Source organism: Bifidobacterium sp. LH_416, from assembly GCF_056357055.1.
In genome coordinates this window covers 273,629-290,939 of record NZ_JBKEVJ010000001.1, presented here as the reverse complement: position 1 = coordinate 290,939, position 17,311 = coordinate 273,629, and the positions used below count along the sequence as shown (strand labels likewise).

Annotated in this window: 13 protein-coding genes; 11 read left to right on the top strand and 2 right to left on the bottom strand. The window is 52.1% G+C overall.

The window, feature by feature from the left end; all coding sequences use genetic code 11:
* Window positions 1-63 precede the first annotated feature (63 nt).
* Window positions 64-1,302, top strand: a complete 1,239-nt coding sequence (locus tag AC1AY0_RS01390) for an argininosuccinate synthase (RefSeq protein WP_033890316.1) — start codon at window positions 64-66, stop codon at window positions 1,300-1,302.
* Between the two features lie 344 nt (window positions 1,303-1,646).
* Here the strand turns inward: AC1AY0_RS01390 and AC1AY0_RS01385 are convergent, their stop codons facing one another.
* Window positions 1,647-2,213 carry a helix-turn-helix domain-containing protein gene (locus tag AC1AY0_RS01385; protein ID WP_476525596.1) on the bottom strand — a complete coding sequence of 189 codons (567 nt, stop codon included), beginning with the start codon at window positions 2,211-2,213 and terminating at the stop codon, window positions 1,647-1,649.
* A gap of 293 nt (window positions 2,214-2,506) precedes the next feature.
* Between AC1AY0_RS01385 and AC1AY0_RS01380 the strand changes: the two genes are divergently transcribed.
* Both AC1AY0_RS01380 and AC1AY0_RS01375 read left to right on the top strand, forming a co-directional pair.
* Window positions 2,507-3,007 (top strand): restriction endonuclease subunit S, encoded by a 501-nt coding sequence (locus tag AC1AY0_RS01380; RefSeq protein WP_476525594.1) that lies wholly within the window; start codon window positions 2,507-2,509, stop codon window positions 3,005-3,007.
* Window positions 3,008-3,038: 31 nt separating this feature from the next.
* On the top strand, window positions 3,039-3,962 hold the full coding sequence (locus tag AC1AY0_RS01375) for a site-specific integrase (protein ID WP_476523432.1): 924 nt from the start codon (window positions 3,039-3,041) through the stop codon (window positions 3,960-3,962).
* Here AC1AY0_RS01375 and AC1AY0_RS01370 read toward each other — a convergent pair.
* Window positions 3,945-4,478: a restriction endonuclease subunit S gene (locus tag AC1AY0_RS01370; protein WP_476525593.1), complete on the bottom strand. Its 534-nt coding sequence runs from the start codon at window positions 4,476-4,478 to the stop codon at window positions 3,945-3,947. The two genes, AC1AY0_RS01375 and AC1AY0_RS01370, sit on opposite strands and share 18 nt — an antisense overlap.
* A 94-nt stretch (window positions 4,479-4,572) precedes the next feature.
* Between AC1AY0_RS01370 and AC1AY0_RS01365 the strand changes: the two genes are divergently transcribed.
* The 8 genes from AC1AY0_RS01365 (at window position 4,573) to thiF (ending at window position 17,274) form a co-directional block, all read left to right on the top strand.
* Entirely contained in the window at window positions 4,573-7,134 is a 2,562-nt protein-coding gene (locus AC1AY0_RS01365; RefSeq protein ID WP_476523434.1) for a type I restriction-modification system subunit M, read from the top strand.
* Between the two features lies 1 nt (window position 7,135).
* Window positions 7,136-8,698, top strand: a complete 1,563-nt coding sequence (locus AC1AY0_RS01360; protein WP_476523436.1) for an RNA-binding domain-containing protein — start codon at window positions 7,136-7,138, stop codon at window positions 8,696-8,698.
* Between the two features lies 1 nt (window position 8,699).
* A complete protein-coding gene (locus AC1AY0_RS01355) occupies window positions 8,700-9,884 on the top strand; it encodes a restriction endonuclease subunit S (protein WP_476525592.1) in 1,185 nt (394 codons plus the stop codon).
* 60 nt (window positions 9,885-9,944) lie between these two features.
* Complete coding sequence (locus tag AC1AY0_RS01350) at window positions 9,945-13,157, top strand: type I restriction endonuclease subunit R (RefSeq protein ID WP_476523438.1); 3,213 nt, start codon at window positions 9,945-9,947, stop codon at window positions 13,155-13,157.
* 65 nt (window positions 13,158-13,222) lie between these two features.
* Window positions 13,223-14,695 carry an argininosuccinate lyase gene (gene argH / locus AC1AY0_RS01345; RefSeq protein WP_476523439.1) on the top strand — a complete coding sequence of 491 codons (1,473 nt, stop codon included), beginning with the start codon at window positions 13,223-13,225 and terminating at the stop codon, window positions 14,693-14,695.
* Window positions 14,696-15,190: 495 nt separating this feature from the next.
* The gene (thiS, locus tag AC1AY0_RS01340) at window positions 15,191-15,385 is read left to right on the top strand and encodes a sulfur carrier protein ThiS (protein ID WP_476523441.1); all 195 of its coding nucleotides are present in this window, start codon (window positions 15,191-15,193) and stop codon (window positions 15,383-15,385) included.
* A 221-nt stretch (window positions 15,386-15,606) separates the two neighbouring features.
* The gene (locus AC1AY0_RS01335) at window positions 15,607-16,380 is read left to right on the top strand and encodes a thiazole synthase (RefSeq protein WP_033890456.1); all 774 of its coding nucleotides are present in this window, start codon (window positions 15,607-15,609) and stop codon (window positions 16,378-16,380) included.
* A gap of 84 nt (window positions 16,381-16,464) precedes the next feature.
* A complete protein-coding gene (gene thiF / locus AC1AY0_RS01330; RefSeq protein ID WP_476523442.1) occupies window positions 16,465-17,274 on the top strand; it encodes a thiazole biosynthesis adenylyltransferase ThiF in 810 nt (269 codons plus the stop codon).
* Window positions 17,275-17,311 lie beyond the last annotated feature (37 nt).

Here is a 17,311-nt window from a genome sequence, read left to right as displayed (position 1 = left end):
ATGCATAGCTCTGTATATACTTACATCAGTTTGTTTTTTTTTGACCTTCTAGAAAGGGAACCAATGGCAGATAACAAGCGCATTGTTCTGGCCTATTCCGGTGGTTTGGATACCTCCGTCGCCATTTCTTATCTGAAGGAGCGCACCGGCAAGGATGTTGTCGCCGTGTCCCTCGATGTCGGTCAGGGCGGCGAAAGCCTGGAAACCATTAAGCAGCGTGCTCTCGCCTGCGGTGCTGTGGAATCCTATGTGGTTGATGCCCGTGACGAGTTTGCCAACGAATACTGCATGAAGGCTCTGAAGGCCAATGCCATGTATGAAGGCGTTTACCCGCTGGTTTCCGCCATCTCTCGTCCGCTGATTTCCAAGCATCTGGTACGTGCCGCTCACCAGTTCGGTGCCGACACCATCTCCCACGGTTGCACCGGCAAGGGCAACGATCAGGTGCGTTTCGAAGTCTCCATCGCCGCTATCGATCCGACGCTGAAGGCCATCAGCCCGATTCGTGATCTCGCACTGACCCGTGACGTGGAGATCGCCTTCGCCAAGGAACACAAGCTGCCGATCACCCAGACCGAGAAGTCCCCGTACTCCATCGATCAGAACGTGTGGGGCCGCGCCATTGAGACCGGTTTCCTCGAGGATCCGTGGAACGGCCCAACCAAGGACTGCTACTCTTACACCGATGATCCGGCCTTCCCGCCGGTCGAGGATGAAGTGGTCATCGAATTCAAGCAGGGTATTCCGGTCAAGATTGACGGTCGTGACGTCACCCCGCTGCAGGCCATCGAAGAGATGAACCGTCGTGCCGGTGCCCAGGGCATTGGCCGTATCGATCTGATTGAGGATCGTCTGGTCGGCATCAAGTCCCGCGAGCTGTACGAGGCTCCGGGCGCTGTGGCTCTGATCACTGCTCATCAGGAGCTTGAGAACTGCTGCCTCGAACGTGAGCAGCACCGCATCAAGCGCGATATCGACAAGCGTTGGGCCGAGCTGGTCTACGATGCGCAGTGGTTCTCCCCGGCAACCCAGTCCCTGAACGCCTTCATCGAAGACACCCAGAAGTACGTCTCCGGCGAGATTCGCATGACCCTGCACGGTGGCCGCGCCGTGGTGACTGGTCGTCGTTCCGACTCCTCTCTGTACGACTACAAGCTGGCCACCTACGATTCCGGCGATAGCTTCGATTCCAAGTCCTCCAACGGCTTCATCGACATCTACGGCCTGCCGTCCCGCGTGGCCGCAGCCCGCGACGTCAAGTTCGGCAACGGCATCGAAGTCCCCACCAACACCGTGGAGTAATCCACATTTCGGCTCCCCCTCGCTGAGGGGACATTGCCGTTAAGCAAACAGCAGAGCTGTTTGCAGGCAATGTGCGAGACGACAGTCGAGCCAGCAAGACGCGGGCGTAGCCCGTCAATAATTGCAGGACGCTGTCAGCAAAGCTGACTGAGGGGAGCGCATAGCATAGAGTCCTCTCTGCCTATGGCAGAGAGGACTCTTTCTTATCTTGAGTCGTCGTTTCGAATCAGCAATCTACTTGTTGTGGAGTAATTCTGCGGCTCTCTTCTCGATATCTTCCATGATGTTGGCCTTCACGCATGCGGTGGCCAGTTCATCAATGATGGACAAGAGTTCTTGGTGGTTCATTTCCATTGCAACTCTCCCTGTGGCAGATAAACGTTGTATTCCAGGAAAACTGGGTTGGGTTCAGTGGCGGAAGCATAGATTTTACGCAGTGGGGTCCACTGATTAGATAGTTTCAAGTCTGTGCTCGTGAGACCGTCGTTTGGCCAGTTTTGATACTGATAGAGCCCTCCCATGAATGCTTTCCAGCGTTCATCAGGCATCTGCTTTACTGCAGATGCAAGAGAATCTTTGGGAATGCTTTTTCCTGAGAATTCCAGTAGCTGCCGCAGATTTGCAGAAATTGCTGACCATGCATCGTCTTGGTTTGCATGTGTTTGAATGGTGCTGATTAAATCCTCCAAGCGCAAATCACGGAGCGAAAGAGTAATTTCCTCAAGCGGAGTAAGGGTCAGTGTGTAGCCTAACTTTTCCGCAGCGTGTGCGATTTTGTTGAATGATGGGTCATTCTTGTTGTTCAAGGTGCGTGAAATCATCGACTCACTCAGGCCTGAGAGCCGAGCAAGTTCCGCTGCATTTGTGCCTGTCATGCGCTGAAGTTGAGTGAGGATGTCCGAAGATTGCATATTTGCAAGTGTACCACTTTCTGTTGAACGATGGATTGTCTTCTGAGAGGCAGTTATGACATTGATTCGGATGATGCTCGTGGTGATGTAGCCCAATGCTGGCAGTGCTTTTACTATGGGGTCTAGCAGAGGAGAGTCCTCTCTATTTCAATTAGGGAGAACTTTCGCATTCAAAAACTACTGCATTCCCGTCTGCTTGGGAACAGCGTAAGTTCTCGGATGAGTTTGTTTTTCTGAAGAACAACACGCTATCTCGCGCAGAACTCAGTAATGAGGAAGGCTCTGCTTTTGATGTGCACTATGGCGATGTCCTGATTAAGTATGGAGCGATTCTTAATTTTATAGACTCCGATTTACCGAGAATTGCAGATGCTGCCGCCACTGAAAAGCTGACATGTGACAATCTGCAAGATGGTGACGTTGTTATCGCTGATACTGCTGAAGACCTTACGACAGGTAAGTGTACAGAGCTACGAAATATAGGCGATAACGAGGTTTTTGCAGGTTTACATACGATTCCTTGTAGACCGATTAATAGGTATGCGTCGGGCTTCTTGGGACACTACCTTAATGCTTCTGCTTTTCATGATCAACTTATTCCCATGATGCAAGGTATAAAGGTTGTTGCATTGTCAAAAACCGCAATAAGTGATGCGAACCTAATGGTGCCATCTTTGTCTGAGCAACAAGCCATTAGCTCGCTCTTCTCCCGTCTTGACTCCCTCATCACCCTTCATCAGCGTAAGCGTCTTCTCTGTCTGATTGCCTGTTTTATACATCCAGCATCAGCGTAAGCACAGTTCCAATGAAGGAAAGAAAACGCATATGACCGTCACTGATAAAAACAGCCTTTTCTGCGACTACTACGAGCAGTGGGTTGCCGTCTATAAAGAAGGCGCAATCCGAGAAGTCACTATGAAAAAGTACAAGCTCACGCAAGCATGGCTTCGGAAGCTTGCTCCGAATCTAAGACTTGCCGAGTTTAGTCGAGTGAATTATCAACAACTCATCAATGGTTATGCAGAGCATCACGAACGCCAGACCACTATGGACTTCCATCATCAGCTCAAGGGGGCGATCCTTGACGCTGTCGACGAAGGTCTCATTCAGCGTGACCCCACACGCAAGGTGGTTATCAAGGGTAAGCAGCCAAAGCAAAAGAAGACGAAGTATCTCAATCAATTTGAACTGCATGCAATGCTTGCTGATCTCAGTTTGGGAACATCGCCAAGTTGGGATTGGCTGATTCTGCTTGTTGCTAAGACGGGTCTTCGTTTTTCCGAAGCGCTCGGTCTGACGCCTAATGATTTTGACTTCGTTCACCAGACGCTTTCCGTAGACAAAACATGGGACTACAAGAACGGTGGAGGATTTGTCCCGACCAAAAATGCTTCATCGGTACGTAAGGTACAGCTCGACTGGCAGCTCATCATGCAGCTATCTGCATTGCTGAAAGATTTGCCAGAAAGCGAGCCAATTTTTGTAAACGGCAAAGTCTACAACTCAACCGCAAATGGAGCGTTGGCCAGACACTGCGCGAGAGTCGGTGTACCCGTGATTTCCATTCATGGGCTGAGGCATACCCACGCTTCATTGCTGTTATTCGCCGGCGTTTCAATAGCCAGCGTCTCCAAGAGGCTTGGACACGCAAGCATGAACACCACTCAGGACACGTATCTCCATGTGATTCGTGAACTTGAAAACAAGGATGTTGACATCGTTATGCGAGCTCTATCCACGCTCGTATAAATAAAAACCAAATTGCTTACGCTGATGAAGGGTGATGAGGGAGTCGAGGCATTCCAACAAATTGGCAATCGCAATCTGCTCACTCTTACTTGGAATAAAAACTAGTGCATTACCTACTAATTCCTTATTCAGATTGTTGACAGTGCTACCAGAGGCAAGCATGCGATATTGGTCCAACATCTGTGGAGTGCCCAGCATATGACAAAGATACTTGGGATCAAACCTTGCTTCCGTATCTCGCATCAGTAGCCAACCATCATGAATACAGCCTTCTATAGCCATTATGTATGGCCTGCCAAAACTCATTGAATTAGACAAGACAAGGTCTCCTGGATATACCTGCCTTGTTTTGCTTAAACCTTCCGGTCTAATTTTTTCTGCCGTATGTGTGATATACCGACCAAGCGATGGCGCATCACCAATCTTGATCCAATTAAGTCCATTAAGTTCATCAGTTATGTAGTCATCGATAGGACGAGGAGAACCGCCACGCTCAATAACAACCAGCTTGCCCAACTTACGCTGTTCCCAAGCAGACGTATAATTACGCAGATGTGCGCAGTGGCGCGTTATGGTTGGATTTCGTCTATGCAGCATAAGGAGCATGTGAATGAATAAGCAGCAGTTGGCCGCGAAGATTTGGGAATCCGCCAACAAGATGCGTTCCAAGATTGAAGCCAATGAATACAAGGATTACATTCTTGGTTTCATCTTCTACAAGTTCCTTTCTGAGACTGAAATTGCGCGTATGAAAGCCGCTGGCATGGAAGAAGGCGAGTTGGTGTCGCTTGTCGAGGATAATGCCGAAATAGTCGATTACGTGCGCGGCGAATGCGGCTACTTCATCTCTTATGAGAACCTGTTCTCCACATGGATTGATAAAGGCTCCAGCTTTGAAATTTCGAATGTGCGTGATGCGCTCTCCGCATTCGAACGCAATATCGATCCTGCTCGCAAACGTGTATTCGCAGGCATTTTCGATACACTGCAAACCGGTCTTTCCAAGCTGGGCACTGATGAGCGTAGCCGCTCCAAAGCAGCACGAGACTTGATCTACCTCATCAAAGACATTCCGATGGATAGCCGTGAGGGGTATGACACTCTCGGCTTCATCTACGAATATCTGATTGATAAATTCGCGTCCAATGCTGGCAAGAAGGCCGGTGAATTCTATACCCCGAGCGAAGTCTCCGAGCTGATGAGTGAAATCATCGCATGGCATTTGCAGGGACGCGGAGAAATTAAAATCTATGACCCGACTTCCGGCTCCGGCTCACTGCTTATTCACATCGGTAAGGCGGTGGCTCGTCGCAATGGCAATCCGAACGACATCAGGTATTACGCGCAGGAACTCAAGGAAAACACGTACAACCTCACGCGTATGAATCTCGTGATGCGAGGCATTCTGCCAGACAATATCGTGGCCCGCAATGGCGATACGCTGAAAAGCGATTGGCCGTGGTTCGACACCGATGAGAACAAAGACGAAACCTACGAGCCGCTGTTTGTGGATGCGGTTGTTTCCAACCCACCGTATTCCCAGAATTGGGAACCGCCGGCACCGGGTGAGGATGTGCGTTTTGAATACGGCATTGCCCCTAAGTCCAAAGCCGATTACGCATTCCTGCTGCACGACCTCTACCATCTGCGTGATGATGGCATGATGTGCATCGTCTTGCCGCACGGCGTGCTGTTCCGAGGTGGCGAAGAAGGCGTAATCCGCAAGAACCTTATCGAACATCACCACATCCAGGCCATTATCGGCTTGCCGGCGAATATCTTCTTCGGCACCGGTATCCCCACCATCGTGATGGTGCTGCGCAAACATCGCAACGACGACCATGTGCTCATCGTGGATGCATCGAAGGGCTTCGAAAAGGATGGCAAGAACAACAAGCTACGCGCCTGCGATATCCGTCGTATCGTGGATGCAGTGACCGGTTCACAAACGGTTGACAAATTCAGCCGTCTCGTAAGCCTTGATGAGATACGAGCGAATGACTACAATCTCAACATTCCGCGTTATGTAGACTCGTCAGAGCCAGCTGAAAACTGGGATATTTATGCCACAATGTTCGGTGGTGTGCCGGTGCAGGAGATTAACGCACTGCACAACTTCTGGAGTGTGTTCCCGAGCTTGAAATCTCAGCTCTTTGACATGAAGGATGGCCATAGCGCTCGCGTTAATGCCGGCTCTGTGAAAGACATCGTATACAACAATGCCGAGGTCAAGGCATACGCCGAACGGTATAAACAGCAATTTGCCGATTATCGAGACTTCCTGAATCGTGAGCTGATCGGCAACTGCATGCAGGTGGATATCGCCGGCGAGCAAGAAGTCTTGGCGGATGATTTGTTCAGCCGCTTGCATGATGTGCCGCTGGTGGATTCTTATGCTGCATATCAGGTTTTCATTGATAGCTGGGAGACCATTTCCTCTGATTTGGAGATGATTCAAAGCGAGGGAATGGACGCTGTCCGCAAAGTCGACGCCAACATGGTGCTCAAGAAGAAGAGCGGCAAGGATGTGGAAGTACAGGAAGGCTGGAAGGGCCATGTTCTGCCGTTCTCATTGGTGCAGGACAGGTTGCTGAGCGCAGACTTGGCTCAAATCACCGCCCAGGAGCATCGCTTGGCTGAGATTGGCCAAGAACTTAGCGACCTGTTGGAAAATATCGATGAAGACGATAAAAGCTCGGATGCTCTGAATGAAGACGGTGACGCATTCGTACCTGCTGTGTTGAAGAAGACGGTGAAGGCCATCGGCGAGTATCCGGAAACCGACTTTGACCGCACATTGGTGGCGGCTCAACGCTTGCTTGATGAGGAAAAGCAGGTCAAGGGCAACATCAAGAAACTGAATGTTGCTCTTGAAGACAAGACCAAGAGTGCCATTGAAGGACTGGACAGCGGGCAGGTATCTGATTTGCTGAGCAGCAAATGGGTTGATGGGCTGCAGAGCAAACTCGAAGCATTGCCGGCTGCCGTCTTGGATGAGCTGATTGCCAAGGTCACAGCACTGGACGAGAAGTATGCAACCACTTACGCCGATGTGTGTGGTCAGATCAAGACCGCTGAGAGTGAGTTGAGTTCCATGCTCGGCCAACTGGTTGGCGACGAGTTCGATATGGCCGGCATTGCTGAGCTGAAGAGTCTACTCGGAGGTGAATGAGATGGCCGAGTTCGACATCTCCAAGCTTTCTGAATACCGCGAAAACAGTCAGTTGGAGGCAAAAGCGGCACGCGGAGGTCTGCCACACAGTCTCTGGGAGACCTATTCCGCTTTTGCCAACACATACGGCGGTGTGATTGCGCTGGGAATTGCCGAGCATAAAGATGGCACACTTGAGCCAGCGGGGTTGACCCGAGACAATGTTGAGCGTTTACGCAAGGATTTCTGGAACACAGTGAATGACCGGTCCAAGGTCAGCGTTGTGCTGCCGATCGAATCTGAAGTCGAAACGGTTGAAACTGCGGGCGGATATATTCTCGCTATTCATGTTCCGAGAGCCTCGCGAGAGGAACGCCCGGTTTACATCAATAATGATCTACTCGGTGGGGTATATCGGCGTCGTGGTGAAGGCGACTATCGATGCACAAAACATGAGATTTCCGCTATGCTGCGTGACCAGTCTTCCGACACGATGGATGGCAAGGTGTTGGAGGAATTCAGCGTTGCCGATTTGAATACGGAGACCTTGCGTTCGTATCGAAATCGTTTCCGATTGATGCGTCAGGGGAGCTCGTGGATTGACCTTGACGACGAGCGTTTTTTGCGTGCCATTGGTGCGGCCGCAATCAGTCGAGAGGATGGCAGACTTCATCCCACGCTCGCTGGACTGCTGATGTTCGGCAATGATTATGACATTACGCGTGAATGCCCGCAGTACTTCCTGGACTATCAGGAAACGCTGGATCCCTCGATTCGTTGGACTGACCGGGTACATTCCGGCGACGGCATGTGGTCGGGTAACCTGTTCGACTTCTTCTTCCGTGTCAATCTGAAACTTGCCGAATCGTTGAAAACACCGTTCAAATTGGATGGCATTTTCCGCGTGGATGATACGCCTATGCATAAGGCGGTGCGTGAAGCTTTAGCAAATTGCCTGTTCAATGCTGATTACTACGGCGTGCGCGGCGTGGTGATTCGTCGCAAACTCGACAGGTTGGTGTTTGAGAATCCCGGTGATATTCGCACGGGTATTGAACAGATGCGTTTTGGTGGCGTCTCCGATCCACGTAATGGTTTGATTATGAAGATGTTCGGGCTGATCGATATCGGTGAACGCGCCGGCACCGGTGTTCCCGATGTATTCGCCGTTTGGAAGAATGCTGGCTTACCTGAACCTCGGATTGATGAGCAATTTGGCGAGGCTGAACGTACAACGCTGACGCTGCTATTGGAGCCGAATACGGATGCATCCAATCGCAATGAGCAGATAAAAGATATGAAATCTGATAATAAAGCCGATTTATCTGCTCAAAATGAGCAGATAAAAGATATCGGTGAGCAAATAAATGAGCAGATAACTGATCGTCAGCGAAAAGTGCTTGATGCAATTAGCTCGAACCCAGACATTACGTATGATGAACTCGCCCGAGACGTAGATGTTTCATCCGCTACTGTGCGTAGGGATGTGGATGGGTTAGTTGACTTGGGGCTACTGAAGCGCGTCGGCTCTCGTAAAACCGGACATTGGGAAGTGCGTGAAAGCATAAAGAAAGAAGGTAAATGAGATGGCCGAACATTCGAACAAACCTTCGATTCGTTTTGCTGGTTTTACTGACCCTTGGGAACAGCGTAAGTTGCTGGACTGCATTCAGCGAATAGTTGATTTCCGTGGACGTACTCCTAAAAAACTAGGAATGGATTGGAGTGAAGAGGGCTATCCCGCTCTTTCTGCGCTCAACATTAAGGATGGCTATATAGATCTGTCTCAGGATGCCCATTATGGCAGCCAAAAGCTATATGACAAGTGGATGGCAGGCAATGAGCTACACAAGGGACAAGTAGTGTTTACCACAGAAGCCCCAATGGGAAATGTTGCTCAAATCCCTGATAATCACGGTTATATTTTGAGCCAGAGGGCAATTGCCTTTATCGTTCAATCAGACCTGATTACCGAGGATTTCCTAATATCAATTTTGCGTGCTCCATCTATCACCAGGGTTCTAGAGTCCCTGTCTAGTGGTGGAACTGCTAAAGGGGTTAGCCAAAGATCTTTGGCAACGATTGATGTTCGTACGCCAACGAATTTGACCGAACAACAGTCCGTTGGCCGGTTCTTCTCCCGTCTTGACTCCCTCATCACCCTTCATCAGCGTAAGCATGACAAGCTTATTGTATTGAAGAAGTCGATGCTCGAACAGATGTTCCCTCAAGAGGGTGAGTCAGTTCCGAAGATTCGTTTTGCTGGTTTTACTGACCCTTGGGAACAGCGTAAGTTGGGTGAAATAGTTACTGTTTGCGGTGGCAAAGACTACAAGCATCTTGCTGAGGGCGATGTTCCTGTTTACGGTACTGGCGGCTATATGACCAGTGTCAATCAAGCGCTTTCTTATGATGAAGATGCAATTGGCATTGGTAGAAAAGGAACTATTGACCATCCATATAAGCTAGAAGCTCCATTCTGGACTGTAGATACGTTGTTTTATGCGGTTCCTCGGCAATTTGTTGATCTGAATTTTGCCCTTTGCCTTTTCCTTAATATTGATTGGAAAAGTAAGGATGAGTCGACAGGCCTTCCTAGTTTATCGAAGCAGGCCATCAATGAATCAGTAGTATCGGTATGCGCAGCCCAGGAACAACGGGCCATCGGCGCCTTCTTTTCCCGTCTTGACTCCCTCATCACCCTTCATCAGCGTAAGTTGGAATTACTGCAAAATATCAAGAAATCGCTGCTTGAACAGATGTTCGTTTAATGATTGGCACTCGGACATCTGTTCAGAACAATCAGTGACCATTGAAACAGGAGACCATCAATGATATTCGACGATGAATCAGTTTTTGAAGAGAATGTCATCACCGTGCTCAAACAGCATGGCTGGAAAGATGGCGTGCTCAAGTATCCAGATGAGAGGGACCTACTTGAAAACTGGAAGAGCATTCTGTATCGCAACAATTGTGGTGTAGATCGGTTGGGCCAATACCCGCTCACCGACGGTGAGATGGCACAGATTATCGAGCAGATTGAGACGCTTCGTACTCCACTGGCGTTGAATTCGTTTGTGAACGGTCGAACCGTTTCCATCACGAGAGACAACAAGGAAGACAAAGCGCATTTCGGCAAGGAAGTCAGTCTTTTCATTTACGACCGTCAAGAAATTGCAGGCGGAAAAAGTACCTACCAAATCGCTCAGCAGCCGGTGTATGCGGCGAAGAGCAGTATGGTTCACGCCCGTCGAGGCGATCTTGTCTTGCTCATCAACGGCATGCCGCTTATTCATATCGAACTGAAAAAGAGTGGCATACCAGTCAGCCAAGCTGCCAATCAAATCGAGAAATATGCGCACGAAGGCGTATTTACTAGACTGTTCCGACTCGTGCAGGTTTTCGTGGCCATGAACCCGGATGATGCCGTGTACTTCGCCAATCCCGGCGTCGACAACTTCAACCCAACCTACTACTTCCACTGGGCTGACTGGAACAATGAACCTATCTGCGGTGGCAATCATCCCGGCAATGACGAGTGGAAGACATTCTGCGCCAAGCTGCTTTCCATACCAATGGCACATCAGCTGATCGGCTTCTACACTGTCGCCGACTCGGCGGACGGATGCCTCAAGGTCTTGCGCAGTTACCAGTATTATGCGGCTTCCGCCATCTCCGATGCCGTGCGCAAATGCGATTGGGAAGTCCGTCCATCCATCGCCGGTAGGCCAGGCGGCTACGTATGGCACACTACCGGCTCCGGCAAAACCATGACCAGTTTCAAGTCGGCCCAGCTTATCGCCGATTCCAAGGATGCCGACAAAGTCGTGTTCCTCATGGATCGTATCGAACTCGGTACACAGTCACTCAAGGAATACCAATCCTTTGCGGACAGCGAAGAGGATGTACAAGGCACCGAAAACACTGGCGTATTGCGTAACAAGCTCGCTAGCACGGATCCCAAAGATACGCTGATTGTCACGTCCATTCAGAAGATGAGCAACATTAAGCTCGGTGAGTACGGCGTTACCGAAGCGGAATTGGAGCGTTTCGCCGCCAAGCGAATCGTGTTCATTGTGGATGAATGCCATCGTTCCACGTTCGGAGACATGCTGCAGGATATTCGCAGCACATTCCCGAATGCTCTGTTCTTCGGGTTCACCGGTACTCCGATTCTGAGCGAGAACAAGAAAAAGAGTTCCACTACCTCCATGGTGTTTGGTGGTTGCCTGCACCGCTACAGCATCGCCGATGGTATCCGCGATCATAACGTGCTCGGATTCGACCCGTATATGGTTACCACATATAAAGATTCTGATGTGCGGCTCGCTGTGGCATTGCAGCAAGCCAAAGCCGCGAACGTGGAAGAAGCGCTCGCCGACCCTGCTAAAACCAAGGTATACGAGCATTACATGGACAAGGCCCAAATACCTATGGCCACGGCAGTCGAGGATGACGGTAAACGCGGTACCGGTATCGAAGGATTCCTGGGGCGTGATCAGTATGGCATCGGTTCCGATCATGAAGATATGGTGGTCAAGGACATTCTCGAACAGTTCCCAGTGCTCAGCCATGGCAAGAAATTCCATGCAATGCTCGCCACCAGCTCCATTCCGGAAGCCATTAGCTATTACCGACTGTTTAAAGTCAAAGCTCCTGAGCTTCGGGTAACAGCGTTGTTTGATCCGAACATTGATAACAATGCTGGTGCCACGCTGAAAGGCGACGCGCTTGCCGAGATTATGACGGACTACAACGAAGCCTACGGCAAACATTTCGGCATCGTGGATTGGCCGGCGATGAAGAAAGACATTTCTTCGAGGCTCTCGCACAAGGTGCCTTATGGAAGCATTGACGCAAACCGCGACCAGCGACTTGATCTGCTCATCGTGGTCGATCAGATGTTGACCGGATTCGATTCCAAATGGGTGAACACGCTGTATCTCGATAAGGTTATCGAATATGAAAGCATCATCCAGGCGTTTAGTCGCACGAACCGACTGTTCGGGCCAGACAAGCCATTCGGTACTATTCGTTACTATCGCAAGCCGCATACCATGCGAGAGAACATCAAGGCCGCCGTCAAATTGTATTCGGGGGATAGGCCGCTTGATTTGTTCGTGCAAAAGCTGCCGGAGAACGTCAAATCCATGGATGAACGATTTGCGGAAATACGAGAGGTTTTTGCCTCTTCTGGCATGGCCGATCTTGCGCAACTGCCGGAATCCGTGGAGGCAAAGCGCAAATTTGCCAAGGAATTCGTGGAGTTGAACAAGGCTCTGGAAGCTGCCAAAGTGCAAGGCTTCACCTGGGATCATCCGGAGTTCGAGTGCGTGGATGACGATGGTGTAATTACCACGGTGCAGCCAGAGATCGATGAACGCTCGTATCTTATTCTTGCGCAGCGTTATAAGGAGCTGTTTGACGACGGAGATTCCAACGAGTCAGGCGGCGCTGACAATACCGAAGCTCCATATGACCTTGAGGGATATCTTACGGAGATTGACACCGGTCTTATTGACACCGATTACATGAACGCCAACTTTGTGAAATGGTTGAAAGCTCTGCAAGAGCATAGCCCAGAATTACAGGCGGCGTCTGAAGAATTGCACCGTTCGTTCGCCGCGCTCTCGGTGGATGAACAACGTCTTGCCGAACTCTTTTTGCATGACGTGGAACGTGGCGATGTCACCGTTGAAGAAGGCATGTCACTACGCGATTACATTACCCGTTATGCCCGTCGGGAGAAAGACGAGCAGATTGACAAGCTTGTCGATGCTGTCGGTGTTAATCGATCGTTGCTGGAGGAACTCACAGCCAAGTTTTTGAACGAAGCGAATATCAACGAGTTCGGAAGATTCGATGAGCTGAAGGCTTCCGTTGACGCAGCGCGAGCCCAAGCATACTTCGAAAAGCGTGAGCATAAGCCACTGGGTCGGTTCCATGTGAACATGCGTGTTTCAAAACTCTTGAAGGAGTTCATCCTGAGAGGCGGTTATGACATCGATTCGGATGATGCTCGTGGTGATGTAGCCCAACGCTGATAGTCTGGCAGACAGTCCAAATCTTCGGCAAAGCATGCATTCCTCGCAATACCAAGGAGTAACGAATGGCTGAAAACAACGAACATCTGGCCCTGTGGGGTGGACGTTTTACCTCCGGACCGTCTCCAGAGCTGGCTCGTCTGTCCAAGTCCACCCAGTTCGACTGGCGACTGGCCGATGACGATATCGCCGGTTCTCGCGCCCACGCCCGCGCATTGGGTCGCGCCGGTCTCCTGACCGCTGACGAATTGCAGCGCATGGAAGACGCGCTTGATACCTTGCAGCGTCATGTGGATGATGGCTCCTTCGCTCCAATCGAGGATGACGAAGACGAGGCGACCGCTCTGGAGCGCGGCCTCATCGACATTGCTGGCGACGAGCTCGGTGGCAAGCTTCGTGCTGGCCGTTCCCGCAACGACCAGATTGCCTGCCTGATTCGCATGTGGCTGCGCCGTCACTCTCGCGTGATCGCAGGACTGCTGCTTGACTTGGTCAATGCGCTGATCGAACAGTCCGAGAAGGCTGGTCGCACTGTGATGCCGGGCCGCACGCACATGCAGCACGCCCAGCCGGTACTGCTGGCTCATCAGCTGATGGCTCACGCCTGGCCGCTGATTCGCGACGTGCAGCGTCTCATTGATTGGGACAAGCGCATCAACGCTTCCCCGTATGGTTCCGGCGCATTGGCCGGCAACACGCTCGGTCTTGATCCGGAAGCCGTGGCTCGCGAACTCGGCTTCTCCCGTGTGACCGACAACTCCATCGACGGTACTGCCGCCCGCGATCTCGTGGCCGAATTCGCATTCGTTGCCGCCATGACCGGCGTTGATATCTCCCGCCTGTCCGAGGAAATCATCATTTGGAACACGCAGGAATTCGCCTTCGTCAAGCTGGATGACGGCTACTCCACTGGTTCCTCCATCATGCCGCAGAAGAAGAACCCGGATATCGCCGAGCTCGCTCGTGGCAAGTCCGGCCGTCTGATTGGCGATTTGACTGGCCTCCTGGCCACGCTGAAGGGTCTGCCTACCGCATACGCCCGCGATCTTCAGGAAGACAAGGAAGCCGTCTTCGACCAGGTGGATACGCTCGAAGTGCTGCTGCCTGCCTTCACCGGCATGGTCAAGACCATGCACTTCGATGCCGAACGTCTGGAAGAAGAGGCTCCTACCGGCTTCGCTCTGGCCACCGACATCGCTGAATGGCTGGTTAAGAACGGTGTGCCGTTCCGCCATGCTCACGAGCTTTCCGGCGCATGCGTCAAGATTGCGGAAGGCCGTGGTCAGGAACTCTGGGATTTGACCGATCAGGACTTCATCGACACCTTCGCTGCATTCCTGCCTGCTGAGAAGGCTCCGGGCGTGCGCGAAGTGCTGTCTTCTCACGGTTCCGTGGACTCCCGCAACGGCAAGGGCGGTACCGCCTACGGTCGCGTACGCGAGCAGATCGCCGACGCCAAGGCACAGGTCGAAGAGCTCAAGTTGTTCCCGACCTCCACCTCGGACGGTTCCGCCTACAAGGCTCCTGGCACGTTCTAGTGCGTCATCTGGCTCCCTCTGATGAGGGAGCTGGCTCGCGTAGCGAGACTGAGGGAGAGACCGCAACGAAGTTGCCGAAAACATTGAATCGGCCGTAGGCCGATGCCTATATTTGGCGGCTTCGCTGCAACTTCTCTCCCTCAGTCAGCTTCGCTGACAGCTCCCTCATCAGAGGGAGCCTTATTTTGATTATTGTCATTGCTGGCTTCTAAGCTGACGTTTGTAACGGACGGGAGCCGCAAGGCTGAGAGGAAGCGCCAGCTTCGACCGGGGAACTTGACGCGGGTCATGCCGCCGTAAGGAATCGTTGTTCAGGTTTGTTGGGTTCGCCGCTTAAGTTCGTACGCATAATTAAGCCGTGTGCGGCTTGTGTGGTGTAGCCAATGCGCCCCATCAGTCATGCACGGTCGCATGACTGGGTTCATGAATGGGCGCACCACTTAAGGTACGGTTCGTTTCGTGCGCCCTTTTTTAGTATTCACAGAAGGGATGCGAATGCAGGTCAACGGAGAGCAGGTCACGCTCGAAGCACCGGTCAGCGTGGCCGACTATTTGGAAAGCCACGGTTTCCGCGCCGAACGCGTGGCAATCGAACTCAATGGAGAGATTATTCCGCGTGACAAGCGCGCGGATGCCATGCTCGACGACCAGTGCGTTATGGAAATCGTTCAGTTTGTACAAGGCGGCTGATTTTTTCGTCTGAAAACACATGGCTTTCAAAGTAAAAGCCAAACATTGTATTTGACTACCCCTCAGTCTCGCTTTCGCGAGCCAGCTCTCCCGACAAGGGGAGCCGAGTGCGGGTGAAAGGAAAACGTATGAATATCAATCCAGTTACTGAAGCTTCCGTTGAGGCGACTCCGCTGCCGCCTCAGCCAGCCGTGGTGAATCCTGTAGGTACTGCAGCGCCGATGCTGCCAGTGGAAGACAAGCCATTGAACCTCGGCGGCCACGAATTCCAGTCCCGATTCATTCTGGGCTCTGGGCGCTATGACCTGAACCTTATCAAGGCCACGGTGGAGCATGCCGGCACGCAGATTGTCACGATGGCGCTGCGCCGTGCGCAAACCACTGAAAACAGTGTGCTCGATTACATTCCAGAAGGCATCACGCTACTGCCGAACACGTCCGGCGCTCGCAATGCCGAGGAGGCTGTGCGCATCGCCCGCCTGGCTCGTGAAGTCTGCCATACCGACTTCGTCAAGGTGGAAATCGAACATGAGACCAAGTATCTTCTGCCGGACAACGCCGAAACCATCCGCGCCACCGAAATGCTGGCCAAGGAAGGCTTCGTAGTCATGCCGTACATGTTCCCCGATCCAATCGCAGCACGTCAGCTCGAGGAGGCCGGTGCAGCCGCTGTGATGCCATTGGGCTCGCTGATCGGTTCCAACATGGGCCTGCGTATGCGTGACTTCATCGAAATCATCATCGCCAACGCACACGTGCCGGTGATTATCGATGCCGGCATCGGTCGCCCAAGCCAGGCTTGCGATGCGATGGAAATGGGTGCGGATGCAGTCATGGCCTACACCGCCGTGGCATCCGCCGGAAACATCCCGCTGATGGCCGAAGCATTCAAGAACGCCATCAACGCTGGTCGAGCCGCCTACCTGTCCGGTCTTGGCAAGGTGACCGAAGGCCAGGCCGTACCGTCAAGCCCTACCACTGGATATCTGCACTGACATGAGGAGGGGATAATTCCCCTCAGCCCGTCTATGGCGATCGGCTCCCCTCGCTCGCAGGGGAGCCAATATTATGGAGAGAATATGGCATTATCGGACGAACAGGTGGAGCGTTACGCTCGTCATTTGATTTTGAGGGGCGTTGGCGTCAAAGGGCAGAAGCGACTGCTTGCTTCCAGCGTGCTCATCATCGGTGCTGGCGGGCTCGGCTCTCCGGCTGCGCTGTACTTGGCTGCCGCAGGTGTGGGCCGTATCGGCTTGGCTGATGGCGATGTGGTGGATGTGAGCAATCTGCAGCGTCAGATCATCCATACCACCGCGTCAGTCGGCACTCCCAAAGTGGAATCAGCTGCAGCGGCAATCCGCGCGCTCAATCCGGATGTGGGAATCGAGACGCATCGTGAGCTTGTGGATGCCAGCAATATCAGCGCATTGATCGAACCGTATGATCTGGTGATTGATGCCACGGATAATTTCGCGGCGAAATTCCTCATCAATGATGCATGCGTGCTTGCCGACAAGCCATATATTCATGCGGGCATAGTGGGCTTTGCAGGGCAGATTATGACCATTGTGCCCGGCGAAGGCCCTTGCTATCGCTGTATTTTCCGCGAGATGCCAGCTGCCGGCGAGATTCCTACCTGTAAGGAAGCCGGCGTGCTTGGCGCGGTGGTCGGCGTCATTGGCAGTCTTGAGGCCACTGAAGCCGCCAAGCTTATTGTCGGGGTAGGGGAGCCGCTGATCGGACGCATGCTCACTGTGGATGCGTTGACGATGAATATTCGGCGTGTGCCATTGCCCAAGCATGTGCCGGATTGCCCGGTGTGTGGTGAGCATCCCACGATCACGTCGATTGACCCGGCGAATTACATTCAACCGGCCTGCGCTATATAAATACGCGTCGAATACGCGTCACCTGAAAAGTTGTATA